Raw genomic sequence first — 26,507 nt, forward strand, 5'->3', positions numbered from 1 at the left:
GGCAATGTAGTTTTTTGGTTCGTCCGGACTGTTTGGGCAGAAGAGTGAAAGGCCGGCCCCATAATTTTATTGTAAGAAACAGGGATTTTTGCTATAATATAAAGAAAGAGGCCTTGGGTTAAAAGAAAAACCCGTGAAAACGAAGATCAATCGGCTGTCAAAATGGTGATAGCCGTTTCTTTTTGTCTGCTTTTATAAGATAAGGCCTGTACTTCATGGTTTTAGTCAGAGAAAGCAGAAAAAACAGGAGATGAGGCAGAATCAAATGATATTAATGAATGAGATACCGGACCGGTTCTGGGGATTATTCCGTTCCATTAACCGGTCCACCTACATAGAAGCTTTGTTAAAAATCAATGAGGAATATGAATACAGCAACTACTTTTTAAGCCGGGAGGTGTGTATTCAGGTTCTGGAGGAATATTTTACGGCAAAACGGCTGGTCATCTGGCAGGATGAGCTGGAAGATGAGGCGGATGCCTTAGAGCCGACTGCGGTAAGGGTCTTAAACTGGCTGTTAAGGGCAGGCTGGCTTAGGAAAGTGGATGACTATGCCTCCATGACGGTCAATATCGTTATTCCTGATTATGCTGCTGTCATGATCGAAGCGTTTTTCAAGCTTGCAAGTGATGAAGAGGATGAGACCCAGATTTATATCCAGAACGTTTATGCAATCCTTTTCTCTTTGAAAAATGATCCCAGGGCCGGTGTAAGCCTTTTGAATACGGCTTACATTAATACAAAGAGGCTTAACAAGACTTTGCAGGACATGCTTCACAATATGGACAAATTCTTTGCAAGCCTTTTGGAAAAGAGAGCCTATGGGGAGCTGTTAAAGGAACATCTGGAAGGATATGTGGATGAAATTGTAAAAAAGAAGTACCATATGTTGAAAACTTCGGATAATTTCTATCTTTACAAAAATGACATCAAGCGGTGGATCGGCTCCATGCGGGAAGATACTGAATGGATCGAGCAGATGAGCCGCCGCAGCGGCCAGAAGGTAACGGCAGGGGATATAGTGGAAAAGCTGGATCAGATCGAACGGGGATTTGACGATATCGAGCACCGCATAGCCAATATGGACAAGGAACATTCCCGTTATATCCGCGCTACGGTTACAAGGCTTAACTATCTGTTAAATCAGGAGGACAGCATGAAGGGGCTTGTTATCAGGCTTCTAAATCATCTGTCTGAAACAGAGGACCCGGATGAGGCTATAAAGGAAGTGGGAGGCCTCATGAATTTATCACAGGTATCCATTCTCTCTGAAAAATCCCTCTATAAAAAGAGAAGGACCAGGACAGGCTTTAAGGAAAATTTAATGCCGGAGGAAGAGCCTGCAGAGCTTACTATGGAGGAGATCCTGAATTTAAACCGTTTAAAAAGCCGCTACAGCCGGAAGGAGATTGAACGCTATATCGAAGCCCATCTGGAAAATGGCCGTATGGAGGTAACGAAAGATACGGTGGGTTCTCCTGAGGAATTTGAAATGCTGATCCTGGCCTATGATTACTCAACCAGAAGGAAAAGCATGTATCAGGTGGAGGAGCAGGAGGCGGAGCTCATTGACAATGGCAGATACCGCTATCCAAAGCTGGTATTTGTAAGGAGGAAAGAATCATGACCTATGAAGAAAGTGCTGGCATCATCAGCCAGATTCCATATTTTGACGCTTTGGGACAGGGAGAAAAGGAAGAGGTAAGAGCAGGTTTAAGGCTTCTTCTGCAGCAGACCTTTGTTCTGGAGCATAAGTACGACAAGCGCACTAACCGGTTTGCCTATAATCCGGAATTTAAAATCTGCAACAAACATCTGGAATTTATCCGGGCCTATCTGGCAGTCAGCGGAGTATCTGTTCTGGAAAACAGCCAGCTGGGCATTATTTATATCCAGGGAGAGAACACGGTGGGAGACAAGCTTCCCAAACTGGCCACCCTTTATTTACTGATCTTAAAACTGATCTATGATGAGCAGATGGCGGCAGTTTCCACCAGTGTCAACATTTACACCACATTAAGCGAGATCCATGAAAAGCTGGGAAGTTACCGTTTGTTTAAGAAACAGCCTTCACCGACGGAAATCCGCAGGGCAATTACATTGTTAAAAAAGTATCAGATATTGGAGCCACTGGATATTTTGGAGGACCTAGATGGGGACAGCCGTATGATCATCTATCCCAGCATCAATGTGGTATTGTTTGGAGATGACGTGCGGGCCCTGTTAGAAGCACTTGGAGAAGGAGACGATGACGATGACGAATCAGAAATTTGAGGCTCTGTCCCGGATACTCCTTAATAACTGGCATTATATCAGCCGGAAAACCCTATCCTTTCACCAGGGGATCAACTTCTTTACCGGACATTCCGGCAGCGGAAAGTCTACGGTTATTGATGCCATGCAGATTCTTCTTTACGCCAATACTGACGGCCGGGGATTCTTTAATAAAGCAGCGGCCGATGATTCCGACCGCAGTCTTATTGAATATCTGCGCGGTATGGTGAATATCGGTGAGAATAATGAATTTGCCTATTTGCGGAACCAGAACTTTTCCACTACCATTGTGTTGGAACTGAAACGGTCGGATACGGGAGAATGCCAGTGCGTTGGGATTGTCTTTGATGTGGAGACGACCACCAATGAAATATCCAGAAAATTCTTCTGGCACAAAGGCCCTCTTTGGGAAAACGGCTACCGTACCGGATCCAGGACCATGACCATTCAGGAAGTGTCTGCTTATTTACAGACCATTTACCCCAAAGACGATTATTTTGCAACCTCCCATAACGAACGGTTCCGCAGGCAGTTGTATGATGTATACTTAGGCGGTCTTGATTCGGAAAAATTCCCCCTTTTATTCAAACGTGCCATTCCCTTCCGCATGAATATCAAGCTGGAGGATTTTGTAAAGGAATACATCTGCATGGAGCATGACATCCATATCGAGGACATGCAGGAAAGCGTCATGCAGTACGGTCGGATGCGAAAAAAGATCGAAGACACAGTGGTTGAGATCGGATATTTAAATGGGATGAGGGAAAAGTTCTCTGCAGTTCGTGAAAAAGAAGCGGAGATAAGCCAAAATACATATTTCTTCCGCAAGATGGAAATTCTGGATTATCAGGCAAGGATCCAGGCATTAACGGATAAGTCCAGGCTGGCCAGGGTGGATTTGGACCGTCAGGAAGGCCAGCGGGCAGCGTTGGAAGGGCAGATGGAAGATCTGACCAGACAGGGAAATGAGCTTCTAGGACGGATTTCTTCCACAGGCTATGAGGATCTAAAGAATCAGCTGGACTCTGCGAAGGAACTATCAAACCATTTAAATAAGAGCGTTACCAAATGGTCTCAGACAGGGGAGCGGCTAAAGGAATGGATCGACGAAGAAGCTACCTCCAATCAGACCATATGGGACATAGAAGAATTTGAAAAGAATACCATTGATGAGGAGAAGTTAATCCGCCTGAAAAAATCCATTTCCGAGATGAGAAAGGAAACGGAAGAAGCTCAAAAAGAGGCAGAAGTAATTCTTCGGGATATCCGGAAAAAAGAGCGCCAGACAAGTGAAGAACTGGCTCAGTTAAAGGCTGGAAATAAGGCATATCCAAAATATTTGGAACGTGCCCGGTCCATCATCCAGCAGCGGCTTTTGGAGGAAACCGGCAAGGCGGTGGAGGTCCATGTGCTTGCAGACCTTCTGGACATCAGGGATGAGACCTGGAGAAATGCGGTAGAAGGCTATCTGGGCAATAATAAGCTGTCCCTGGTAGTGGCTCCGGCTTATGCAGAAGCAGCCATGGCTGCTTACGGGGAACTGGACAGGGCAGAATATTTTAATGTGGCAGTTCTGGATACGGAAAAAGTAGGGCAGAATTCCTATGAAGTAGTGAAAGATGGTCTTGCCGAAGAGGTTACGGTAAGGGAGACTTATCTACAGCCGTACATTGACCTGCTTTTGGGCAGGGTCGTCAAGTGCAGGAACTTGGAAGAGCTGCGCCGCAGCCGCATTGGAGTGACCCCTGACTGCATGCTGTACCATACGTTCCGCCTGCAGCATATGAATCCCGATAATTATACCAAATTTGCATATATCGGAAAGGACAGCGTCAGGAGAAGGATCCGGCTGCTGGAAAAGAACCTGGTTTCCATGGAAGAGGAGAAAAAGCCTCAGGAACAGGTGTTAAAGGAATGCAAGCGTATCTTATCCATGGAGGGCTTAGGAGAGGATACGGGCGTTTACCTGGAATGGCAGCAGGATATGGAGGCCTTTAAGGATAAGGAAAAAGAGATCAGACGGCTGGAGCAGAAGTTTGAAAAGCTGAAGGCCCAGGATGTAGAAGAATGGGTGAAGGAAAGGGAAGCCATCTTACAGCTCTGCGATAGAAAGAGGGCGGAGCAGAGTGCAGTCGCAGAACTGATTTTTGGCATCAACAGTGAGATCGAACGGTTCCGCAGAGAATCCCTGCAGCTGCAGGAAGAACTGGTTTCAAAGGAACGGGAATTTGAAACCGTTGAGGAGCTGGAAGCTAAGGTGAAAGAAATTTTGGAAAGCAGAGAAAACTGCCGGTATGACCGCCTTAAGAATGAATTCTTCGGAGAATGCAGGAAGTCAGAAGAAGCCCGTGATCAGGCATTCCAGGCTCTTGTAGGCTCCAGAGGTGAGTACGCCAGAAAGTATCCCAATCGGAATTTCTCCCTGACAGCAAAGGATAATGGGGAATATGACCGCCTTCTCGAGACCATGGAGTGCGGAAATCTGGAAGAATATAAAAAGATGGCTGCCGAACAGGCAAAGTCTGCAGTTCTTCATTTTAAGGATGACTTTATGTTCAAGATCCGAAGCGCCATAAGGGATGCGCTTTTACGAAAAGATGAGCTGAACAAAATCATCAGCAGGCTGGATTTCGGTAAGGATAAATATCAGTTTGTCATTGGAAGAAATAAAGGGCCTGATGGGAGATATTATGACATGTTCATGGACAATTCCCTGGAGGTAAATCCCGCCTGTCTTACGGATTCCCTGGATAACCAGATGAACTTATTCACCATGGAGCACGAGAATCAGTACGGAGAAATCATCAATGACTTAATAAACATCTTCATCCCGCCGGAGAACGCTACACCGGAGGAGATGGAAGAGGCCAAGCGGAACATGGATAAGTATGCGGATTACCGGACGTATCTATCCTTTGATATGCAGCAGATCATCCAGAACGAGGATGAGGTTATTAAGATCCGTTTAAGCAAAATGATCAAAAAGAATTCCGGCGGAGAGGGGCAGAACCCTCTCTACGTAGCCCTATTGGCCAGCTTTGCCCAGGCTTACCGGATCAGCATGTCTCCAAAGATACAGAGAAATCCCACCCTCCGCCTGGTGGTACTTGATGAGGCGTTTTCCAAGATGGATGCGGAGAAGGTGGCAAGCTGCATTGAGCTGATCCGGGGACTGGGCTTCCAGGCCATTATCAGCGCAACCAACGATAAGATTCAGAATTATGTGGAGAATGTGGACAAGACCTTTGTATTCGCCAATCCAAATAAGAAGTCCATATCCATTCAGGAATTTGAGCGGGAAAGCTTTCCGGAACTGATGCGGGAGCTTGATGAAGGGGAGCTCGACGAGGAAGAACTTGATGAAAACCTTGAATTTCAGGAATTCTGAGAAATAGCAGGGCAGTGGCTCCGGTGATTTTAGAATAATTATTTTTTTATTTAAAAAGGAGGGTTCCTGAAAGTCATTCTACGACTTTTGGGATCCCTCTTTACCATTTCACCGATCATGGCAATCTAATGGCTTTCGTTCAGATAGTTATAGATGCTGTATCTGGATAGTCCCAAAAAGTCAGCCAGCTTTTCAGCCGCTTTTTTAATCAGGAAGAATCCCTTATCGTCCAAGGTGTGGACAACAGACACCTTTTCTTCTTTTGTCAAATTCCCCACGGATTTTCCGGTCATGTTTATGGCTTCTTTCATCATGATTTCAAGCAGTTCATCAACATTCCCCACAAACAGCTCCGGAGTCTGGGTAAGAGCCTGGGAGCTGGAACAGGTAAAGGTCCGTAAGGTATTTTCACATTTAATCATATCTGTAATATCTAAATTAATGCACAAGCTTCCGTTCACTTTTCCATATTCGTCACGGAAGTACTTGCTGGAAGAACGTAAGATCCGGCCGGTAGGTGTGGCGTTGACATAGCTGTACTGGTCATCCGGTGATGCGGATCCCTTTAAGATCTCTAATCCCGCATTGGTGCCGCCATCTCCGACTTTTCTTCCGGTCACATGCCCATTCCAGATGGCGACGATTGTCTGGTCATATGGCAGGGTAAGGTCATGCAAAACCACTTCACAGTTTTCTCCGAATTGCATCGCAATGCATTTAGCAATGTCAGACAACAGGTTCAGGTTATCAGAAACATATCCCATAGTATTATTTTATCCTTTCAACAAAATGTCTAAATAAATTATAAATGAAATGTGAGATAAAGTCCAGTAATAATCCAGTAATTGTTGAATAAAAAAAGTAATATTATAAAAAACAAACAAAAAAATGAAAAGAACTCCATGATTATTGTTGACAAAATACATGAAGTATAGTATATATTGATTATGAGTTAAACAAACTGTTGAAAGTCAATCAACAAAAAGTTCAAACTATATTTTTCAAGGAGGTATTTTATGAAAAGAGCAATTCGTATTATCATGGCTGCAGGTATGGCTGCATTGGCGGTCACAGGCTGCGGAAGCGGTTCCCAGACACAGACCACCACCGCACAGACGACTGCGGCAGGCGGGGAGACAACCAGCGGGGAAACATCTGCTCCGGCAGAAAACAAGGAAGCACAGGTGATCACTTTCTGGTACAACAACACAGGGGATGAAGCGGCTGTCTATGAAAAAGCCATCAGTGAGTACAACGCTTCCCAGAGCAACTATAAGGTGGAAGGATTAAGCGTTACGGATGCACAGAAAGTAATTGTTGCAATGAGCAGCAACGAATCTCCTGATGTCATCAAAATAAGCAACCAGACCGTGGTGCAGTATCAGAAGAATGGCTTGCTGGAAAACCTACAGCCATATGCAGACAAGGAATCCTTTGATTCCTCCATTTATTCAGAGCAGGCTATGAATGCAAATACCATTGACAGAAACATCTATGCCCTTCCCCTTGATGCATATACCATCCAGATGTATTACAACAAGGAACTGCTGAAGGAAGCCGGATATACCGAACCGCCAAAAACCATGGAAGAGATGTATGAGATGGCAGTAAAGGCTACGAAGGTAGATGGCAGCGGAAATATTGAGGTGCTTGGATATCCCCTATTCCCATATGCTTCTGCCAGACAGGAGCTGATCTATGGTTTTGGTGGAAGATGGTGGGATGAGGATTCTAATGTCACTCCTGATAACGCAGGCATTTTAGACAGTCTTAATATGAACGTAAAATACAGAAATCAGTTTGGCGGAAAAGCTCTTGATGGGTTTATCGGTACGGCAAATACAAACCGCTATACAGAACAGGATATGTTCTTCCAGGGCAAGCAGTTGTTCCGTCTTGACGGTTCCTGGCTGCCGACCATGATGAAAAATTTTAATTCCACCGTTGATTACGGCATTACCCTGATTCCTGGCACACAGGCAAATCCGGAGCTGAGAGGAATCAGCCGCTATGAGACTGACTCTGTAGCAGTACCGGCAATGGCTAAGAATAAAGATGGTGCCTGGGACTTTACAAAATGGCTCTGCAGTCAGGAAGGTGCCAAGATCATTGACCTTGGAACCGGTAATCTTCCGGCTGTAAAAGCATTATACGATGATGCTGATATCAAGGCGGTTCCTGGATTTACAGAATTTATTGACGCTCTGAAGCAGGAAAAGGGTATTCAGTACCCGGTAATGGCAGATTATGATGAATACATATCCATGATCAATGCAGCACTTGATACCGTATACTCAGGGTCAAAGACTCCTGAAGAGGCTCTGAAAGCTCTTGCAGGACAAAGCGCTAATTTAAAATAACAATTCACTTATTAAGGGCGCTGCAGGCAGAAATCTGCATAATGCAGTGCCCTGATCTTCATGTTTGAGAGGGGAAAAGGAATGAAGGGACGAAACGCGACACAGCGGGATTTTATAAATGGGCTGCTGTTTTCATCTCCGTGGATTCTGGGCTTTCTGGCTTTTAGTGTATATCCACTGATAAGCTCTCTGTATTACAGCCTTACAAAGTTTAATGCCGTAACAGCTCCGCAGTGGGTGGGACTTGATAATTTCAAAGACATCTTTAGTGATCCTCTTGTTTGGAAGAGCTTGGGAAATACCTTATTTATGGCCTTTGTATCTACGCCCATCAACCTGTTCGTAGCGCTGCTTCTGGCCAGCATCGTATGCGCCGATTTTAAGGGGCGGGGGTTTGTCAGGACAGCATTTTTCCTGCCTTCCGTAATCCCCATGGTTGCGGCGACTATGGTATGGATCTGGATGTTTGACCCTACCTACGGTTACATCAATAACGTATTGAGCTGGTTTGGAATCAGCGGACCGGCATGGCTTATGGATGCCCATTATACCAAGTGGGCGCTGGTTCTCATGGGAACGTGGAACACCGGTACCATGATGCTGGTCTGTATGTCAGCTTTGCAGTCCGTGCCTAAAAGTTACTATGAATCAGCCGAGATCGACGGAGCCGGAAAGGTTTCCAGGTTTTTCTATATCACAGTACCATGCATTGCTCATGTTCTTGTGTATCAGGCCATTCTAAGCACCATAAATGCATTCCAGTATTTCCAGCAGGTATATATCATTATTACTGCAAATGCCGGAGTAAAAGGCGGAAGTGCCGCAGGCGGCCCTGAGAATTCCATTCTCATGTATCCGCTGTATGTATTCCATAATGCATTTACCTATTTAAAGATGGGTAAGGCTTCGGCAATGGCGTGGCTGCTGTTTGTCGTTGTTGCGATTCTGACGGTAATTATGACAAAGGTAACAAGAAAAGCAACAGAAAATGCCGGAGGTGAATAAGGATGAAGAAATATATAAGCAAAGTTTTATTTTTTGCTATGGTTGCTGTACTGGCTTTGATTTTCATATCACCCTTTATGGTAATGTTGCTCACTTCGTTCAAAACCAACAACGATGCGTTCACCATTCCGGTAAGGCTGTTTCCCCGTGAATGGGTGAAGGAAAACTATCCGGCAGCCTTTGCAGCAATCCCATATTTTAAGTACATGGGAAATACAGTGTTTATCACGGCCATTTCACTCATAGGCCAGCTTCTGGTCACACCTATGGTTGCATATTCACTGGTGAAAATCAGATGGAAAGGTGCTGACATCATCTCAGGCCTGGTCATGGCGACGATGATGATACCCATAACAGTTACCATGGTGCCTTTGTATAAGATTTATTCGAAGCTGGGACTTACCAATACATACATTCCCCTGATCCTGCCTGCATTTTTTGGAAAGGCATATTATATTGTTATTGTCCGGCAGTTTTTTGCAGGCATTCCCAACAGCCTGATTGAGGCGGGGAAGATCGACGGTGCCACAGAATTCCAGCGTTATTATAAAATCGCACTTCCCCTTTGTAAACCGGTTTTGACTACTATTGGGATATATGCTTTTTTAGATGCGTGGAGTGATTATTTGTATCCTTTGATTTTTATAACAAAGCCACGTATGTATACCCTTTCTCTGGGGCTCCAGCAGTATATGAGTGAGTATTCCATAGACTGGTCGAGGCTGATGGCGGCGGCAGTTGTATTTGTTCTTCCGGTCATTGTATGCTTCGCGGTTTTCCAGAAAAACTTTGTGGAAGGAATTGCAACCAGTGGCTTAAAGGCGTAATAAGCAGGTGAAACTATGCGAAAAACACAATCATTAAATGGAATTTGGGAATGGCATTCCCAAGGAGCCTCCCACGATGCCGTATATACGGGTGAAGTGCCGGGAACGGTGATCAGCCATATGCTGGAACATAAGCTGATCGAGGATCCTTATTGGAGATGCAATGAATATGCTGTCCGGGAACTGATGGCAAATGAATATCTTTATAAGAGAAGCTTTACGGTGACAGAAGAGGATCTGGAATTTTCCCGCGCAGAACTAGTCTGCGACGGGCTTGATACCATTGCCACCATCTGCATCAACGGCTGTCTGGTTGCGGAGACCAGGGATATGCACAGAACCTACCGTTTCCCTGTAAGAGAGTACTTACAGAAAGGGAGAAACCGGATAGAGGTCTTATTTCACTCCCCGCTGGACTTTGTAAGAAAAGAGGATGAGGAAAATGATATCTTCTATGCCTCCACCGGATGCATTCACGGAAATGCGGCACTTCGCAAGGCTCATTATATGTTTGGATGGGACTGGGGTCCCCAGCTTCCGGATATGGGAATCTTCCGGGATATAGCCATCGAATATTTCAGCGAAGCAAAAATCCAGGATGTCCATATCCGGCAGGAGCATGAAGGCAGTGGCAGAGTAGGATTGAAATTTGAGATAAAAATCAGTCAACTATCCCATAATGAAGAGAGACTGGAGAACAGGCAAACATGGTTTACCGAGACTGAAATTACAGATCCGGAAGGCAGGCTTGTATCCAGGACAGTCCGTAACAGCGGAGAATGGCAGTATGAAGAGACCATTCCAGAGCCCCGGATATGGTGGCCCAACGGTTTGGGAGAGCATCCCTTATACAGGGTGAACATCCGCCTGCTGGATGAGGCGGGAACCTGCCATGATGCCTATGGGTGCCGGATCGGCCTTCGGACCGTGACCGTTAGTACGGATAAAAATAAAAACGGAAACGAATTTGCCATTACGGTAAACGGAATAAAAATATTTACCATGGGTGCGAATTATATCCCGGAAGATAATATTTTAACAAGGGTGTCAAAGGAAAGGACTGCACGGTTAATCAAAGACTGTGCTGCTGCAAACTTCAATTGTTTAAGAGTATGGGGCGGAGGTTATTACCCTGATAATTATTTTTATGATAAATGCGATGAAGAAGGAATATTAATCTGGCAGGACCTGATGTTTGGATGCAATGTCTATGCATTAAACGACACGTTTGAAGAGGACATTGTGGAAGAAACTAAGGACAATGTCCGCCGTTTAAGACACCATGCTTGTCTGGCCCTGTGGTGCGGAAATAATGAAATGGAATGGGGCTGGGCAGATGAGTGGGCAAGGCTGAAAGGCCATCACCCCAGATATAAAGCGGACTATACAAAAATCTTTGAATATATTCTTCCCAGGGCAATTAGAGCCTGTGATGACACTACCTTTTTCTGGCCATCGTCACCGTCTTCAGGAGGAGCCTTTGACAATCCCAATGCGACCAACCGGGGGGATCAGCATTACTGGGAGGTCTGGCATTCCGGAAAGCCATTTACGGAATATGGGGATTTCAGCTTTTGCTCAGAATACGGATTCCAATCCTTTCCACACAGCAAGACCATAGCCTCCTTCACCCTGCCAGAGGACCGGAATATTTTCAGCAGGGTCATGGAATCCCACCAGAAAAATCCGGCGGCTAATGGGAAGATTTTAAACTACATCGCAGATTACTTCCTTTATCCTAAGGATACGGATTCTCTCGCATATATCTCCCAGATCCTTCAGTTAAAGGCTATTGAGTATGGAGTGGAACACTGGAGAAGAAAACGGGGGCAATGCATGGGCTCTCTTTACTGGCAGCTTAATGACTGCTGGCCGGTGGCCTCCTGGGCGAGCATTGACTATTACGGACGCTGGAAAGCGCTCCACTACGGAGCACGCAGGTTTTATGCGCCTTTTACCATTTCCATCGGTGAGGAGAAGGAACTCTCTCCTCATGTTTCCTACTACGTTCATAATGATACCAGGGAGGAACAGCAGTGCAGAGCGGAAATCCTTCTTATGGACCGTGAGTTCAGGGTATTATGGGAAGAATCATGGGAAGGGGAGCTGCCGGCGTTGTCGGTATTACAGTGCATAGAAACGGATTTTTCCTCATGGACTGATGATGAGGCCCTTTGTTCTTCTGCTTTTTCCGTATTCCGGCTATACAGGGGAGTAGAACTGCTTGCGGAACGGACGGTGCTGTTTGTAAAACCAAAGCATTTTGAATATAATGCCCCGGCTTATGATGTTTTGGTTTCAGAGTCAGAGCATAGCTTTGATATTACGGTAAAGGCTTCCTGTTTCTGTCAGTATGTAGAGCTTTATTTTAAAGACTATGATGCTGTTTTCTCTGATAATTTTTTTGATATCACTTCGCCGGAAGGAGTTACGGTTCACGTAAGCAAAAAAGACTTTAAAGACCAGATGAGCCCAAGCCTGTTGAAAGAAAACCTGGTGGTGCGAAGTGTGGCTGACAGTTATGAAAGCTGAGAAGGGAGGACATGAAAATGGGACTTACGCAGGAGCAGATACAACAATTAGAGACACCCTGCCTGGTTATTGATGTAGATTTGGCGGAAAAAAATATAAGAAGGATGCAGGAAGCGGCGGATCAGGCCGGCTGCCGGCTGCGTCCACATATCAAGACCCACAAAATGCCCATATTTGCTGAAATGCAGATGAAGGCCGGTGCATGCGGGATCACCTGTGCGAAGGTAAGTGAAGCTGAGGTCATGGCTGACGGAGGCATGGGGGATATTTTCATTGCCTATCCTATGGTTGGAAATTTCCGTATCCAGAGGGCGATTGCGTTGGCAAAAAGGATCAAAAGGCTTATTTTGACCATTGACAGCCTGGAAGGTGCTAAGGCGCTGAATCAGGCAGCTTCTGACCAGGATATGATTCTGGAAGTGCGTATGGAGATCGATACGGGAGCCGGACGCACGGGAGTGCCCATGGACCGGGCGGTGGAGCTGGCCCTTGCCCTTAAGCAGATGAAGCATTTAAACCTCACAGGTATATTTACGTTTAAGAGCCTGGTCCTGTCCGGCAAGCCAACGGAAGACAATTTGCTGGCTGCCGAGGAAGAAGGAAACATGATGGCTGAGACTGCCAGGATGTTGAAAGACGCAGGAGTAGATATTCAGGACATCAGCGCTGGTTCTTCCCCAACCGGTGTTCAGGTAGCACAAACAGGAATGGTAAATGAGATCCGCCCTGGTACCTATATTTTTGATGATTTTATGCTGACCAAGGAAAAGGTAGCCCATATCAGTGAGATCGCTGTCCGGTTCTACGCGACGGTAGTCAGCTGCCAGCATTCGGAATATGCCGTGGTGGACGGAGGAACCAAGTGCTTTCCAACGGACGTAGTTCCGGGGCAGCCGCCGTTTTACTATCCCGGATATGCCGTGGTGGAAGGAGATGACAATCTCAGGCTATCACGGATGAATGAAGAGCATGGGATCATCACGGCCATTCATGGGGAGACCGGGCTGCATGTAGGGCAGGTTCTGTCCCTGATCCCTATCCATGTATGTACGGCTGTTAATATGCAGAATTCTGTTTACATTCTTGAAAATGGTTCTCTCAGAAAACAAAAAGTAGATGCAAGAGGGATGCTGATATGAGTTATATTCTGATCAAAAACGGATTGATTTATGACGGAAGCGGAGAACCGCCGTATCAGAGCGACATTCTCATAGAGGGAGAAAAAATTATTGATATCGCCCCGGATATTGAGCATGAAAACGCCCAGGTGATCGATGCTTCCGGCAAGGCGGTAACTCCCGGCTTTATTGACATACACCGTCATTGCGATATTGCGCCTTTTACCAACCCTCATTTTGGGGAAATAGAGCTGACCCAGGGAATAACAACTACCTTTGTGGGAAACTGCGGTCTTGCACCTGTGCCTTCTGTTCCCTCGTGGCGGAAGGAATTATATGATTACCTGGAGCCGGTGATCGGAAGACTTCCTGAGGATCTGGCCTTTGAAACCTATGAAGATTACACGAAAGCCCTGGAAGCAGCAGACCTTCCAGTCAATATGGGCTTCTTTGCGGCTTCGGACAGCATCAAGGTGGCTCTAAAAGGTTTTGGCAGCAAGGCATATACAGAAGAAGAGCTTGAAAAGGCTCAGGAGTATGTGAAAGATGCATTGGCCCAGGGAGCCTTTGGGATTACGCTGGGAATCATGTATCAGCCGGAATGCTATTCAAACAGGGAGGAGCTTACGGCGGTTGTACAGGCAGCTGCAGGAAACGGCGGCGTTCTCTGTACCCATATCCGGGGAGAGGGAGACAGCCTGGTGGAGTCGGTGGAAGAAGTGATCGATGTGGCGGCTAAGGCAGGGGTTCCCCTAAATATCAGCCATTTGAAATCAACTGGAATCAAGAACTGGAACAGCAAGATATTCGAGGCGATTCAGAGGATTGAACAGGCCAGGGAATCAGGTCAGGATATCACTGCAGATTTTTATCCCTATGACGGCGGTTCTACAACCCTCCAGTCCCTGCTTCCGCCAACCATTATGGAAGAGTCCTTTGAGGCTCTGGTAAAAGGCTTATCAGGCCCAGAGGGGAAGAAGAGGCTGCGCTCAGAGTTAAATAAGGTTCACCAGGGATGGGATAATATGTCGGAAAGCATTGGCTGGGACCGGATCATCATCAGCTCCGTCACCCTTGAGAAGAATGCATTTATGCAGGGACAGACAATCGGAGCACTGGCGGAAAAGCTGGGATATGAAGAGCCCTCCGATCTGGTGGCAGACTTACTTGTGGAGGAAAACGGGAAAGTGGGGATTATTGTGTTAAGCATGTCCCAGCAGGATGTGGATGCGGTGGCCCGTCTCCCATTTACCTTGTTAATTTCTGACTCCCTGTACGGCGGTGACGGAAAGAACGCCCATCCCCGCCTCCTTGGGACGACTGCCAGATTTTTAAATGATTTTGTTATAAAGCGAAAGGTGCTGTCCATGGAGCAGGCCATCAGTAAGATGACCTATCAGCCTGCAAAACGGATGGGCCTGGAGGACAGGGGGCTTTTAAGGTCCGGATACCTGGCAGATGTGCTGGTATTTCAGCCGGAGAGTTTCTTAGATCATGCGGATTACACCGGAAAGCATGACCCGTGTTCGGGCATGGACCTGGTGCTGATGGGAGGAAAACGGGTACTGTCAGACGGCAATCTCGTGGACCGCACCAGTGGGAAGCTGTTAAGAAAGGGCTTTAAATAAAAAAGGAACCCCCTTCCAGGCATTTTTATATGCCTTAAGAAGCCGGGCAGAATAAAGAAAGAAGGAAGCAGACATGAACATTTATGAAAAACTGAAGGAACTTAATTTGGAGATCCCGGCAGCTCCGCCTAAAGGAGGAGTATATGCCCCGTGCCAGGAATTTGGAAAAAATCTGGTATACATATCAGGCTGCGGGCCGGTGATCGGAGGAGAAGGGATTAGTGGAAAGCTTGGATATGAATTTACCACAGAAGAAGGAAAAGCCTTTTCCAGAGATGCCATGTTAAATGTTCTTGCAGTGTTACAGGATAAAATCGGGGATTTAAACCGGGTAAAACGTGCAATCAAAATTCTTACCTTTGTGGCAAGTGCAGATACCTTTTATGAGCAGCCGGCTGTGGCGAATGGAGGAAGTGAATTACTGTTACAGCTTTTAGGCCAGGAGAATGTACCGGCCCGTTCGGCCATAGGCGTCAACGTTTTGCCTGGAAATATTCCTGTTGAGACGGAAGCTATATTTGAAATTGAAGAATAATCTTTTGGATGAGGGATAAAAATGGATCGTCAATTTGAAAAAAATTTAATAGAGTCATTATACGTACATTACCCCTTAAAACCGGAGTACGACAAAAGCATGGAGACCTATAATCTGAAAAAGCCGGTTTTGTCTTCCGTGAGTTTATGGGATGGAACCAGCCTGGAGCCATGGAGCTTTGACGGTGAGGGAGAAGTACACGTAAAGGATGGAAACATATTGTGCCTGGAGACAAAGTCAAGGGCAGACCACTGGCCGGATAATGAAGTCAGGGCAAACGATGCGGCAGCAGGACTTTATGCCACCTTTGGAAGCTATATTGCAAAGCTGAATGTGAAGGGGCTGGAACTGGGAAGAGGAAACCGGATATGGTTCAAGATCCGTCCCATTTGCCCCGGCCTTCACAGCCCAATCGTGCGTGTCGGGTTTGTCAATAATGGGGTAACCAAGATACCGGATGTCTATTCAAGAGAAGGCTTTAATGCCATCAATCTGAAAAATAATGAATGGAATACCTGTACCTGGGAGATCGATTCCATTGCCCATGATGCAATCGAGGAAATTTCATTTAACATTCACCGCTATGGCAGGGAAGTGAGCACTGGCGATGACCTGAGATTTGAACTTTGCGATATCCGGCTTCAGGAGGTAAAACCAGGAGTCGTTCATGGATGGCAGTGTGAGGAAGAGGAAGTAGTATATTCTACAACCGGTTACTTTGCAGACGGGAGAAAAACAGCAATTGCCAATACCTCAGCCAGAGAGTTTGAAATCGTGAAAGAAGATGACGGCATAGAGGAAGGAGTGGCATACCGCGGGAAGATTGATAAGGTGGAAAACCACCTGGGAAGCTTTGGGGTATTGAATTTCTCGGACTTAAAAACCGAAGGTACATACAGGATCCGGTTTGGAAATACGGTAAGTGAGCGCTTTATCATTGGGAATGACGTTTTGGAAAGTACCTTGTGGAAGCTGACCAATTTCATGTACTGTGAGCGGTGCGGCTATCCGGTTCCTAATTGCCATGGAACCTGCCATCAGGATGTGATTGCAGAACACAACGGGGTGAAATTGGTGTATGCTGGTGGCTGGCACGACGCGGCAGACGTATCCCAGCAGACCATGCAGACGGCAGAGATCTTAGATGCCATGATCGCTTCCGCAGGGAAGGTGAAGGATTCTGATCCAATGCTGTTTGGCAGAATGATGGAAGAAGCTAACTGGGGACTGGATTTTGTGCTTCGTATGCGCTTTGGGGACGGCTACCGTGCATCCCATGCGGCCATACGCAGGTGGACCGACAATTTCATCGGAAATATGGACGATTGTGAAGCAGATGTTCACAACCGGTCCTTTGAAAACTTTGTTTTTGCTGCGGTAGAAGCCGGTGCCGGAGAAGCCTTTAAGGAACTGGACCGGGAGCTGGCATGGAAATGTGTAGATGCAGCGAAAGAAGATTTCCGTTTTGCCGATGAGCGGTTCCGGGAAGTTGGGGTGGAAGGACCTTATCATTTACTGGAACATACGGCAGGCTCCAGCCTTTCCCAATACTATGCGGTTGCTGCATGGGCAGCGGCCAGGATATACAAAATTACCGGAGACAGTTATTTTTATGATAAGGCTGCTGAGTATGCCGATAAGGTGATATCCTGCCAGGAAACCAGGAATGACCTGCCCATGAGGGGATTCTTCTGCAGGGATGAAAGCAAAACCCATATCGTCCATTTCTCTCATCAGGCGAGGGATCAGGTTTTTGCCATGGCTCTGGCAGAGGTATGTGGTGCACTTGCAGAGCATGAAAACAAGACCGTGTGGGAAGAAGGCTTAAAGCTCCATGGGGAGTATTTAGAAGGTCTTCAGAAATATACGGCTCCCTATGGCATGCTGCCGGCCGGAATCCATCACATCAGCGAGGCAGAGGACCAGGAAGCCTTCCATGTGGTGCACCCAAAGGTTGATTATGAAAGAGAACGGGTCAATTATGTGGAACAGCTGAAGCAGGGGATTGATCTGGGAGACGGATACTATATAAGAACCTTCCCGGTGTGGTTTTCTTACCGTGGAAACTCGGCGATCCAGCTGTCCATGGGAAAAGCGGCTTCCATCATAGGAACATATTTCGGCGATAGGGAGTTAATTGAAATTGCCAGAGAGCAGCTTTACTGGACCCTTGGAAAGAACCCCTTCGGCCAGTCTCTGATCTATGGGGAAGGAAATCATTACGGCCAGGAATATACGGCTCTGCTTGGAGAAACCGTTGGAGAAATGCCGGTAGGCGTACAGACCAGAGGAAATGAAGACCTTCCTTATTGGCCGCCTGCCAATATTGCAACCTACAGAGAAGTATGGACAACGCCGCCGGGACGTTTTATGTGGGTCGCAGCTGATTTGATTTAGGTGTAAGATGACTGCTTACGGCTAGTTATTCGATATGGAGATCAGAATCCCGGAAAAGCGGGTAATTGATGAAGCAGTTGATATGGCGGAAAGCTATATAAAAGAAGTGTAAACGGATAATCTTACAGAGGATGTCTCAAAAGTAATTTTAAAACGGATTACAATATTTACATTATCATTGTATGAAGTTGAAATTCGCTTTTGAGGCCTCCTTTTTCTTTGTACATGGACTTAGAATTAAGCCGGGCTCTCCCTTTCTCCCATCTTTGGTTGACGTATGATGAACGGAGAGGAATAGGGAACGGCAGCCGGAATTCCCTGTCTTACTTTCCCTATCTGTTTTTTCTCAGCATATTAACAAGGGAAAGGCTATAAAACACAACCGCAGTACCAAGTAAGATTACAACGCTGGCAGCCGGCGTCACCTCATACTCTCCAAAGCGGAAAGACACTCCCAGGTATTCCTTAAACTCCTCTAAATAGATGACAGGTATTCCGTCAAAGGAGTTCCGCATGGGCACCTCCATCAACACCTGGCGAAACAGCGATGCGCCATGAGAAACAGGGAAAGCTTTTATAATCGTTTGCACTGATGCAGGCAAAGTTCCTATGGGAAGATATATGCCGGTCAGGAACCCAATCAGAGTGCCCAGAATGGTACTTGCTGTACTGAATGCGCTATGGCTCTTGAAAAATGACACAACAAAGCAAACCAAAGAAGTATTGGTTAATGATGTAAGAAGTATTAACAAAAAGACCTTTATGAAGTCCATGGGAGTAAGCCATTCTCCGCCGCTGTTCACAATATAAATTTCCGCAACCACAGCCATAACAAGGGACATGATTACGCCAATTAAAAAAGAGCTTCCAATATAACCTCCAGTTATGCTGCTTCTTTTAATGGGGGAAGAATCAAAATCCTTATTGATCTTCAGGACTTTATCATCGATCATAATACCGAACGCGCCCATTGTGGTAGTCATGGAAGTCACTGTAAGAAGTCCTGACACAAGCCAGCTGTTCATCAAAGCCTGGGCATTCTTTAGTTCCTTCATGGAATCGTTCATCCATACATTTCCTAAAAACAATGCGTAAAGCCCGATTATAATGAAAACGGACATCAGAGAAAAAAACACTGCGAGTCTGTCACGAAAAAACAACTTCAAATTACGTTCTATAAAAACGTTCATTGCCTCAGCTCCTTTCCTGTAATGCCGATAAAGGCTTCATCCATGGTACCCTGCAGGACCTGAAAGCTGTTGATATAGCTTTGGCATTTTTCCACTATGGGAATAGCCGCCATAGTATCCGGCAGCTTTAGAACAAACTCGCCTGCCGAAACGGTGAAATCCAGCTTTAATTCCTCTAAGGCTTGCCGCAGGGCCGTTTCATCCAGGATGGACATTCTTAAGGTGTCGGCGGTATACCGCGTCTTTAATGCGGCAGGCGTACCCTTGGCTGCGATTTCCCCATGATCGATGACAATCACATAATCCGATTCAGCGGCTTCCTCCATGTAATGGGTCGTCAGAAAAACCGTCATACCTGTTTTTATTTGAAGCTGTCTGATTGTATTCCAAATGCTTTTCCGGGTTTGAGGATCAAGGCCGGTAGTAGGTTCGTCAAGAAACAGAATTTGAGGCGTATGGATCAGCGCGCGGGCAATATCTGCCCTGCGCCGCTGACCGCCTGAAAGTTTCCCGTAAGGCCGGTCCGCTAATTCGCTCAATTCTGTTGCCGCCACGGCTTCAGATACGGCATTTTTGATCCTGGCTTTATCCGAAGTGTATAAGCCTGCCCGGATGGTCAGATTTTCTTTTACAGTGAGTAACGTGTCCAGTACGTTGTCCTGAAATACTACGCCGATCATTTCCCGGATAGCCTGACGGTCGTGCCGAAGGTCAAACCCGTTAATCGTGATTTCCCCTTTATCAAAATCCAATAAGGTACATAAGATATCAATGGTAGTGGATTTTCCTGCACCATTAGGACCAAGAAAGGAAAACAGCTTGCCCTGCTCCACATAAAAACTGATATCCTTTACTGCATTTATTTTGCCGTAATTTTTTCTTAGGCTGGCTACCTCAATAATTTTGTTCATAGTTTGATCCCCCATAGGCAAAGCAAGTTGTAAAATGGACGGCAAGCTTTAATCAGCAAGCCGTCCAGGCATTATAATTATAATTTTAATTGATAATGTCGTTTCAGACTTTCATTTATCTGGCCTGCCAGTGATTTCCGGCACCCCCGATTTTCTTCAAAGAACAAAAATAACTTAAAATTAATTACTTATCATAAACCGTTGCTTTAATGCTAAAGGACATTGGGAACTTATCCGTATTATAATCATAATTGAAAAGTCCATCTCCTGTACTGCGCAAGCCCCCAGCATCAAAAAAGTTTTCCTTAAATTCATTGAAATGCTCGATATGCAGTCCCGCAGAAGCAAGGGAATTGATTAAATCTGAAACCGTATACATCCAAAAATATGCCTTAACACCATGCTTTGGCTCAGAGGCATATCCACCGATAGAATCATCAATGTCGGGATCTTTCCCAAAATAAGGATACTTTACTTCCATCACATTGTTGGCAAGCTTTTGTTCATCCATTGCCAGAAAGAACGGATGACTGTCAAAAACGTAGAAAAATCCATCATCCTTGAGTAAATGCCGTATGGTTTCACCCCATTTTTTAAGGTCAGGAAGCCAACCGACTGCCCCCTCGGATACGAATACGACATCATATTTTTCATTATGACAATCCATAAACTTCATGATGTCGGATTCTATAAAATCAATATTGGTAATATTCAGATCTTCTGACAGCTTTTTTGCATAGTGAATATTATCCGGCACCAGGTCAACGCCTGTTGCACTGGCTCCCATTCTGGCAAGCAATATCGTATCTGCGCCGGTATTACATTGTAAATGTATAATCTTTTTGCCGCTCAAATCTCCAAGTTCATTTTGAATATATTTATTGAATTTATGGCTGCCATCTATAAGCGATTTCTTAAATGCAAAATAGTGGTCTTGTGAAACCTGGCTCCATGCGTGTTTGTTAGAATCAATCTCGTTCATATTCCCGCCTCCCTAATCATAATTGTAAATTCATTCATGGATTTTCAAAGCTGTAAATAACCTGTTACCGGACTATTTAGCTAAAAGTCCATAATTCCATATTATACCATTCCTTGTATGACAGAACAAGCTTTGTATGATTATCTAGTATATAAATCATAGCAGGGACCGGTCGAAGAAAAAAAGGTGGAAATGCAGCAGCCATGGGGAGAGTTGGCAGTTAAACGAACAAGAATCAGTTATTAATGTCGATTGTTGTTTCATTCTATTTGGGAGGAAATCAGGAGTCGGACTGGTCACAATTCATGGATGAAAATAAGGAATCCTCGAACAAATGTTTGCAATAAGAAAAAAGGTATGATATAATAGAAAAAATCAGTTACTAAGTAATTCAGGTGCGGGCTAGATACAGTCCGCATTCTATTGTTCTCATATTCAGAATTATAGTTTATTACAGGAGTATATTATGGCAAAACAGTATATCAAGATAAGAGGTGCCAATGAGCACAACTTAAAGAACATTTCCGTGGATATTCCAAGAAATGAGCTGGTTGTCTTAACCGGTCTCAGCGGTTCGGGAAAGTCTTCCCTGGCTTTTGATACCATCTATGCCGAAGGGCAGAGACGATATATGGAGTCTCTTTCCTCCTATGCCCGGCAGTTCTTAGGGCAGATGGAAAAACCGGATGTGGAAAGCATCGAGGGACTTTCACCGGCCATTTCCATTGACCAGAAGTCTACCAACCGCAACCCCCGTTCCACGGTGGGCACAGTTACAGAGATTTATGATTATATGAGGCTTTTGTACGCCAGAATCGGCATTCCTCACTGTCCCAAGTGCGGGCGGGAGATCCGCAAGCAGACCATTGATCAGATGGTGGATCAGATCATGGAGCTGCCGGAGCGGACGAAGATCCAGCTTCTGGCCCCTGTTGTCCGTGGACGGAAGGGGGAGCATGCCAAGGTTTTGGAGCACTCCCGGAGAAGTGGATACGTAAGAGTTCGAATTGACGGAAGTCTATATGAGCTTTCCGAGGAAATCAAGCTGGATAAGAATATCAAACACACCATTGAAGTGGTAGTGGACCGTCTTGCGATTCGGGAAGGTATCGAAAAGCGTCTGACTGACTCCATAGAGACAGTTCTTGATCTGGCAGGCGGACTGATGACTGTGGATGTAGTGGATGGACAACCTATAAATTTCAGCCAGAGCTTTTCCTGTCCGGACTGCGGTATCAGCATTGATGAGGTGGAGCCAAGAAGCTTTTCCTTTAACAATCCTTTCGGTGCCTGCCCGGATTGTTTTGGACTTGGATATAAGATGGAATTTGACGAGGATCTGATGATTCCGGATAAGAGCCTAAGCATTGACCAGGGAGCCATTGTGGTGCTGGGCTGGCAGTCCTGCACGGATAAGGGAAGCTATACCCGGGCTGTTTTGGAGGCCCTTGCAAAAGAATATAAATTCCGGCTGGATACTCCTTTTGAGGATTATCCAAAGGAAATCCATGATGTTCTCATCAATGGAACCAATGGAAAGGAAGTTAAGGTTCATTATAAGGGACAGCGGGGAGAGGGCATTTATGACGTGGCATTTGAAGGCCTTGTACAAAATGTTGCCCGGAGATACCGGGAGACTTACTCCGAGTCTTCTAAGGCGGAGTATGAATCCTTTATGCGTATCACTCCATGTCCTTCCTGCGGCGGCATGAGACTTAAGAAGGAGTCCCTGGCTGTAACAGTAGGGGATAAGAATATTTATGAAGCTACCAATATGTCCATTGTTAAGTTCCGGAATTTTATGGATGAGATGGAGCTGACCCCTATGCAGCACGCCATTGGAGACCTGATTTTAAAGGAAATACGAGCCAGAATTTCGTTCCTCATTGATGTTGGACTTGACTATCTGACCCTGACCCGTGCTACCGGAACCTTATCCGGCGGTGAAGCTCAGAGAATCCGTCTGGCGACCCAGATCGGATCCGGGCTGGTAGGAGTTGCTTACATTCTGGACGAGCCAAGCATCGGACTTCATCAGCGGGATAATGATAAATTATTAAAGACCCTTCTGCACCTTCGGGATCTGGGAAACAGCGTGATCGTTGTGGAGCATGATGAGGATACCATGATGGCTGCAGATTACATTGTGGATATCGGCCCTGGAGCCGGAGAACACGGCGGAAATGTGGTGGCTACGGGGAATGCCAAGCAGATCATGAAGAATAAGGATTCTATTACAGGCGCGTACTTAAGCGGGCGGATTCAAATCCCGATACCCAGGGAGAGAAGACAGCCTACCGGTTATCTGACCGTGAAGGGAGCTGCGGAGAACAATTTAAAAAATATTGACGTGACATTCCCGCTGGGAGTCATGACCTGCGTGACCGGTGTATCCGGTTCCGGAAAGAGTTCTCTGGTCAACGAGATCCTTTATAAATCACTGGCGAAAAAATTAAACCGTGCCAGGATCATTCCGGGAAAACATAAGGCAATCGAGGGAACGGAGCAGCTGGATAAGATCATTGCTATCGACCAGTCCCCTATTGGACGGACGCCAAGGTCCAATCCGGCAACTTATACGGGTGTATTTGATTTGATCCGCGACTTATTTGCTTCCACCTCAGATGCAAAGGCAAAGGGATATTCCAAGGGACGTTTCAGCTTTAATGTAAAAGGCGGACGATGTGAAGCCTGCAGCGGCGATGGAATTATTAAAATCGAGATGCATTTCCTTCCGGATGTCTATGTTCCCTGCGAGGTCTGCAGCGGAAAGCGGTATAACCGAGAAACATTGGATGTAAAATACAAAGGAAAAAATATTTATGACGTCTTAAACATGACGGTAGAGGAAGCACTGAAATTTTTTGAAAATGTTCCTTCTATTGCAAGAAAGATCGCCACGCTTAATGATGTGGGACTTTCCTATATCAGGCTTGGGCAGCCGTCAACGGAGCTTTCCGGAGGTGAAGCCCAGAGAATCAAACTGGCTACAGAACTTAGCAAGCGAGGTACCGGAAAGACTATTTACATTCTGGACGAGCCTACGACCGGCCTTCATTTTGCGGATGTCCATAAGCTGATCGAGATTTTACGTAAGCTTTCGGAAGGCGGCAATACGGTGGTTGTTATTGAACACAATCTGGATGTAATCAAGACTGCGGATTACCTCATTGACATCGGACCGGAGGGCGGCGAAAAAGGCGGTACGATTATTGCCCAGGGTACGCCGGAAGAGGTTGCAGAATGTCCTTCCTCATACACAGGATATTATGTAAAAAGGTATTTGGAATAGGCTGCTGGCCGAATGAGATAAGTCTTATAAGCGCTTCTTTTAGCTTTAAGTTTGTGAATCAAGCAGATGTGCAGGCATGTCTGCTTGATTCATTCGTTTATAATAATGTTAAAAAGATGGAACAATAGAGCAGGGAAGATTTCAAGAAAATGCTTGTCAAGCAAGTGGAAGTAGAATATAATGTAACCCAAAGCTTTATTTGTTAAAGATGAAATTAGGAGGAATACCGTGGAGAGAGAAATGATTATCGTTCTGGATTTCGGTGGACAATACAACCAGTTGATTGCCAGAAGAGTCAGAGAATGCAATGTTTACTGTGAGGTTCATCCCTACACACTGTCACTGGTTAAGATTAAGGAAATGAATCCAAAAGGAATCATTTTTACAGGCGGTCCAAACAGCGTATATAAGGAGGATTCCCCACTCTGTTCAAAGGAAATCTTTGATATGGGAATACCGATCCTGGGAATCTGCTACGGCACCCAGGTTATGGCATATATGCTGGGCGGCGAAGTTGCCACAGCACCTGTCAGTGAATTCGGAAAGACAGAAGTCGACGTGGAGACTGACAGTAAAATTTTAGAAAATATAAGTTCTAAGACGGTCTGCTGGATGAGTCATACAGATTACGTAGAGAAAGCGCCGGAAGGGTTCCATGTTACAGCACATACACCGGTATGCCCGGTTGCTGGTATGGAATGCGAAGAACGCGGTCTTTATGCAGTACAGTTCCATCCTGAGGTGATGCATACCCAGGAAGGCACTAAGATGCTTTCCAATTTTATTTATAATGTCTGCAAGTGTTCCGGTGACTGGAAGATGGATTCTTTTGTGGAGGCTTCCATTGAGACCATCAGAGAAAAGGTTGGAGACGGCAAGGTACTTTGCGCCTTATCCGGCGGAGTAGACTCTTCCGTAGCTGCAGTTATGCTGGCCAAAGCTGTAGGAAAACAGCTTACCTGCGTATTTGTTGACCACGGTCTTCTTCGTAAGAACGAGGGTGATGAGGTTGAGGCCGTATTTGGACCTGATGGACCTTACGACTTGAATTTTATCCGAGTTAACGCACAGGAACGCTTCTATGGCAAGCTGGCAGGAGTGGAAGATCCTGAGACAAAGCGCAAGATCATTGGCGAGGAATTTATCCGCGTATTTGAAGAAGAAGCTAAGAAGATCGGAACAGTGGATTTCTTTGTGCAGGGAACCATTTATCCTGACGTGATCGAGTCCGGTCTTGGAAAGTCTGCTGTGATCAAATCCCATCACAATGTGGGAGGACTTCCTGAGCATGTGGATTTTAAAGAGATCATTGAACCTTTGAGACTTCTGTTTAAGGATGAAGTGAGAAGAGCAGGTCTGGAGCTTGGGATTCCGGAATACCTGGTTTACCGTCAGCCATTCCCAGGTCCAGGACTCGGTGTCCGTATCATTGGTGCAATTACTCCTGAGAAGGTAAGAATCGTACAGGAGGCTGATGCGATCTATAGAGAAGAGATTGCTAAGGCTGGTGTTGATAAGGGACTGGGACAGTACTTTGCAGCACTTACCAATATGCGTTCTGTTGGCTGCATGGGAGATGAAAGAACCTATGATTATGCCATTGCATTAAGAGCGGTGCTTACCTCTGACTTTATGACGGCTGAATCTGCGGAACTGCCTTGGGAGGTTTTGGGAACAGTGACCAGACGGATCGTGAATGAAGTGAAGGGCGTGAACCGGGTGCTTTATGATTGCACGGGGAAACCGCCGGCTACAATTGAGTTTGAATAATAAACAGTTTCGGGAACCCCTAGTGTTTATGCGGGTTCCCGGACTTTTTTTGTGGCAAGCGGTACCCAAATGGTACCCGAAATGCCAGATAGATGAATTTTTATAAGTATTGGATAGACATGCCGGAGTTATATAGAAATTTTACATCATGAAAGTGGTTCTAACCAGTAAAGATTGCTTCAACAGAAAACGCAGCAAAACAATGATTATGGGGATTTTGTTCGGGTTCTGCTGTCTGAACGCTTTTGAACCCCAAGTCCATTTTGAACTTAGCAAATTGATTGTAATAGTTTAATTA

Annotated in this window: 17 protein-coding genes; 13 read left to right on the top strand and 4 right to left on the bottom strand. The window is 45.7% G+C overall.

Features of this window, described 5'->3' with window-relative positions:
* The first annotated feature begins 265 nt into the window (after positions 1 to 265).
* The 3 genes from H171_RS02330 to H171_RS02340 are packed head-to-tail and all read left to right on the top strand — an operon-like array spanning position 266 to position 5,662.
* Complete coding sequence (locus H171_RS02330; protein WP_100303704.1) at positions 266 to 1,627, top strand: Wadjet anti-phage system protein JetA family protein; 1,362 nt, start codon at positions 266 to 268, stop codon at positions 1,625 to 1,627.
* Positions 1,624 to 2,274, top strand: a complete 651-nt coding sequence (locus H171_RS02335) for a DUF4194 domain-containing protein (RefSeq protein ID WP_100303705.1) — start codon at positions 1,624 to 1,626, stop codon at positions 2,272 to 2,274. The genes H171_RS02330 and H171_RS02335 overlap by 4 nt, the downstream gene beginning before the upstream one ends.
* Positions 2,255 to 5,662 (top strand): ATP-binding protein, encoded by a 3,408-nt coding sequence (locus H171_RS02340; RefSeq protein ID WP_100303706.1) that lies wholly within the window; start codon positions 2,255 to 2,257, stop codon positions 5,660 to 5,662. Before H171_RS02335 ends, H171_RS02340 begins: the two co-directional genes overlap by 20 nt.
* 125 nt (positions 5,663 to 5,787) lie before the next feature.
* Here H171_RS02340 and H171_RS02345 read toward each other — a convergent pair whose 3' ends face one another.
* A complete protein-coding gene (locus H171_RS02345; protein WP_100303707.1) occupies positions 5,788 to 6,426 on the bottom strand; it encodes a helix-turn-helix transcriptional regulator in 639 nt (212 codons plus the stop codon).
* 252 nt (positions 6,427 to 6,678) lie between these two features.
* Here H171_RS02345 and H171_RS02350 point away from each other — a divergent pair, with 252 nt between their 5' ends.
* From H171_RS02350 to H171_RS02385, 8 genes are all read left to right on the top strand, one after another.
* Positions 6,679 to 8,022 carry an ABC transporter substrate-binding protein gene (locus H171_RS02350; RefSeq protein WP_100303708.1) on the top strand — a complete coding sequence of 448 codons (1,344 nt, stop codon included), beginning with the start codon at positions 6,679 to 6,681 and terminating at the stop codon, positions 8,020 to 8,022.
* Positions 8,023 to 8,103: 81 nt separating this feature from the next.
* Positions 8,104 to 9,027, top strand: a complete 924-nt coding sequence (locus H171_RS02355; RefSeq protein ID WP_100303709.1) for a carbohydrate ABC transporter permease — start codon at positions 8,104 to 8,106, stop codon at positions 9,025 to 9,027.
* A gap of 2 nt (positions 9,028 to 9,029) precedes the next feature.
* Positions 9,030 to 9,854, top strand: a complete 825-nt coding sequence (locus H171_RS02360; RefSeq protein WP_100303710.1) for a carbohydrate ABC transporter permease — start codon at positions 9,030 to 9,032, stop codon at positions 9,852 to 9,854.
* Between the two features lie 15 nt (positions 9,855 to 9,869).
* On the top strand, positions 9,870 to 12,386 hold the full coding sequence (locus H171_RS02365) for a beta-mannosidase (RefSeq protein WP_100303711.1): 2,517 nt from the start codon (positions 9,870 to 9,872) through the stop codon (positions 12,384 to 12,386).
* A gap of 17 nt (positions 12,387 to 12,403) precedes the next feature.
* Positions 12,404 to 13,525: an alanine racemase gene (locus H171_RS02370; protein WP_100303712.1), complete on the top strand. Its 1,122-nt coding sequence runs from the start codon at positions 12,404 to 12,406 to the stop codon at positions 13,523 to 13,525.
* Positions 13,522 to 15,132 carry an N-acyl-D-amino-acid deacylase family protein gene (locus tag H171_RS02375; RefSeq protein ID WP_100303713.1) on the top strand — a complete coding sequence of 537 codons (1,611 nt, stop codon included), beginning with the start codon at positions 13,522 to 13,524 and terminating at the stop codon, positions 15,130 to 15,132. The genes H171_RS02370 and H171_RS02375 overlap by 4 nt, the downstream gene beginning before the upstream one ends.
* Before the next feature lie 73 nt (positions 15,133 to 15,205).
* Entirely contained in the window at positions 15,206 to 15,667 is a 462-nt protein-coding gene (locus H171_RS02380; RefSeq protein WP_100303714.1) for a RidA family protein, read from the top strand.
* A 21-nt stretch (positions 15,668 to 15,688) separates the two neighbouring features.
* Positions 15,689 to 18,064, top strand: a complete 2,376-nt coding sequence (locus H171_RS02385) for a glycoside hydrolase family 9 protein (protein WP_100303715.1) — start codon at positions 15,689 to 15,691, stop codon at positions 18,062 to 18,064.
* 332 nt (positions 18,065 to 18,396) lie between these two features.
* Here H171_RS02385 and H171_RS02390 read toward each other — a convergent pair whose 3' ends face one another.
* The 3 genes from H171_RS02390 to H171_RS02400 all read right to left on the bottom strand — a co-directional run bounded on the left by H171_RS02390 (position 18,397) and on the right by H171_RS02400 (position 21,147).
* Entirely contained in the window at positions 18,397 to 19,254 is an 858-nt protein-coding gene (locus tag H171_RS02390) for an ABC transporter permease (protein ID WP_100303716.1), read from the bottom strand.
* Entirely contained in the window at positions 19,251 to 20,165 is a 915-nt protein-coding gene (locus tag H171_RS02395; protein ID WP_100303717.1) for an ABC transporter ATP-binding protein, read from the bottom strand. The genes H171_RS02390 and H171_RS02395 overlap by 4 nt, the downstream gene beginning before the upstream one ends.
* Positions 20,166 to 20,349: 184 nt before the next feature.
* Entirely contained in the window at positions 20,350 to 21,147 is a 798-nt protein-coding gene (locus H171_RS02400) for a class I SAM-dependent methyltransferase (protein ID WP_100303718.1), read from the bottom strand.
* Between the two features lie 466 nt (positions 21,148 to 21,613).
* On the opposite strand from H171_RS02400, the gene uvrA reads away from it, so the two are divergent.
* On the top strand, positions 21,614 to 24,439 hold the full coding sequence (uvrA, locus tag H171_RS02405) for an excinuclease ABC subunit UvrA (protein WP_100303719.1): 2,826 nt from the start codon (positions 21,614 to 21,616) through the stop codon (positions 24,437 to 24,439).
* A gap of 228 nt (positions 24,440 to 24,667) precedes the next feature.
* Positions 24,668 to 26,209 carry a glutamine-hydrolyzing GMP synthase gene (gene guaA / locus H171_RS02410; protein WP_100303720.1) on the top strand — a complete coding sequence of 514 codons (1,542 nt, stop codon included), beginning with the start codon at positions 24,668 to 24,670 and terminating at the stop codon, positions 26,207 to 26,209.
* Positions 26,210 to 26,507: the final 298 nt, after the last annotated feature.

This window comes from [Clostridium] celerecrescens 18A, assembly GCF_002797975.1.
Taxonomy (GTDB): Bacteria; Bacillota; Clostridia; order Lachnospirales; family Lachnospiraceae; genus Lacrimispora; species Lacrimispora celerecrescens.

Coding starts and splice junctions, on each gene's coding strand:
- H171_RS02330 (WP_100303704.1), top strand. CDS start 266: ATGATATTAATGAATGAGATACCGGACCGGTTCTGGGGATTATTCCGT.
- H171_RS02335 (WP_100303705.1), top strand. CDS start 1,624: ATGACCTATGAAGAAAGTGCTGGCATCATCAGCCAGATTCCATATTTT.
- H171_RS02340 (WP_100303706.1), top strand. CDS start 2,255: ATGACGAATCAGAAATTTGAGGCTCTGTCCCGGATACTCCTTAATAAC.
- H171_RS02345 (WP_100303707.1), bottom strand. CDS start 6,426: ATGGGATATGTTTCTGATAACCTGAACCTGTTGTCTGACATTGCTAAA.
- H171_RS02350 (WP_100303708.1), top strand. CDS start 6,679: ATGAAAAGAGCAATTCGTATTATCATGGCTGCAGGTATGGCTGCATTG.
- H171_RS02355 (WP_100303709.1), top strand. CDS start 8,104: ATGAAGGGACGAAACGCGACACAGCGGGATTTTATAAATGGGCTGCTG.
- H171_RS02360 (WP_100303710.1), top strand. CDS start 9,030: ATGAAGAAATATATAAGCAAAGTTTTATTTTTTGCTATGGTTGCTGTA.
- H171_RS02365 (WP_100303711.1), top strand. CDS start 9,870: ATGCGAAAAACACAATCATTAAATGGAATTTGGGAATGGCATTCCCAA.
- H171_RS02370 (WP_100303712.1), top strand. CDS start 12,404: ATGGGACTTACGCAGGAGCAGATACAACAATTAGAGACACCCTGCCTG.
- H171_RS02375 (WP_100303713.1), top strand. CDS start 13,522: ATGAGTTATATTCTGATCAAAAACGGATTGATTTATGACGGAAGCGGA.
- H171_RS02380 (WP_100303714.1), top strand. CDS start 15,206: ATGAACATTTATGAAAAACTGAAGGAACTTAATTTGGAGATCCCGGCA.
- H171_RS02385 (WP_100303715.1), top strand. CDS start 15,689: ATGGATCGTCAATTTGAAAAAAATTTAATAGAGTCATTATACGTACAT.
- H171_RS02390 (WP_100303716.1), bottom strand. CDS start 19,254: ATGAACGTTTTTATAGAACGTAATTTGAAGTTGTTTTTTCGTGACAGA.
- H171_RS02395 (WP_100303717.1), bottom strand. CDS start 20,165: ATGAACAAAATTATTGAGGTAGCCAGCCTAAGAAAAAATTACGGCAAA.
- H171_RS02400 (WP_100303718.1), bottom strand. CDS start 21,147: ATGAACGAGATTGATTCTAACAAACACGCATGGAGCCAGGTTTCACAA.
- uvrA (WP_100303719.1), top strand. CDS start 21,614: ATGGCAAAACAGTATATCAAGATAAGAGGTGCCAATGAGCACAACTTA.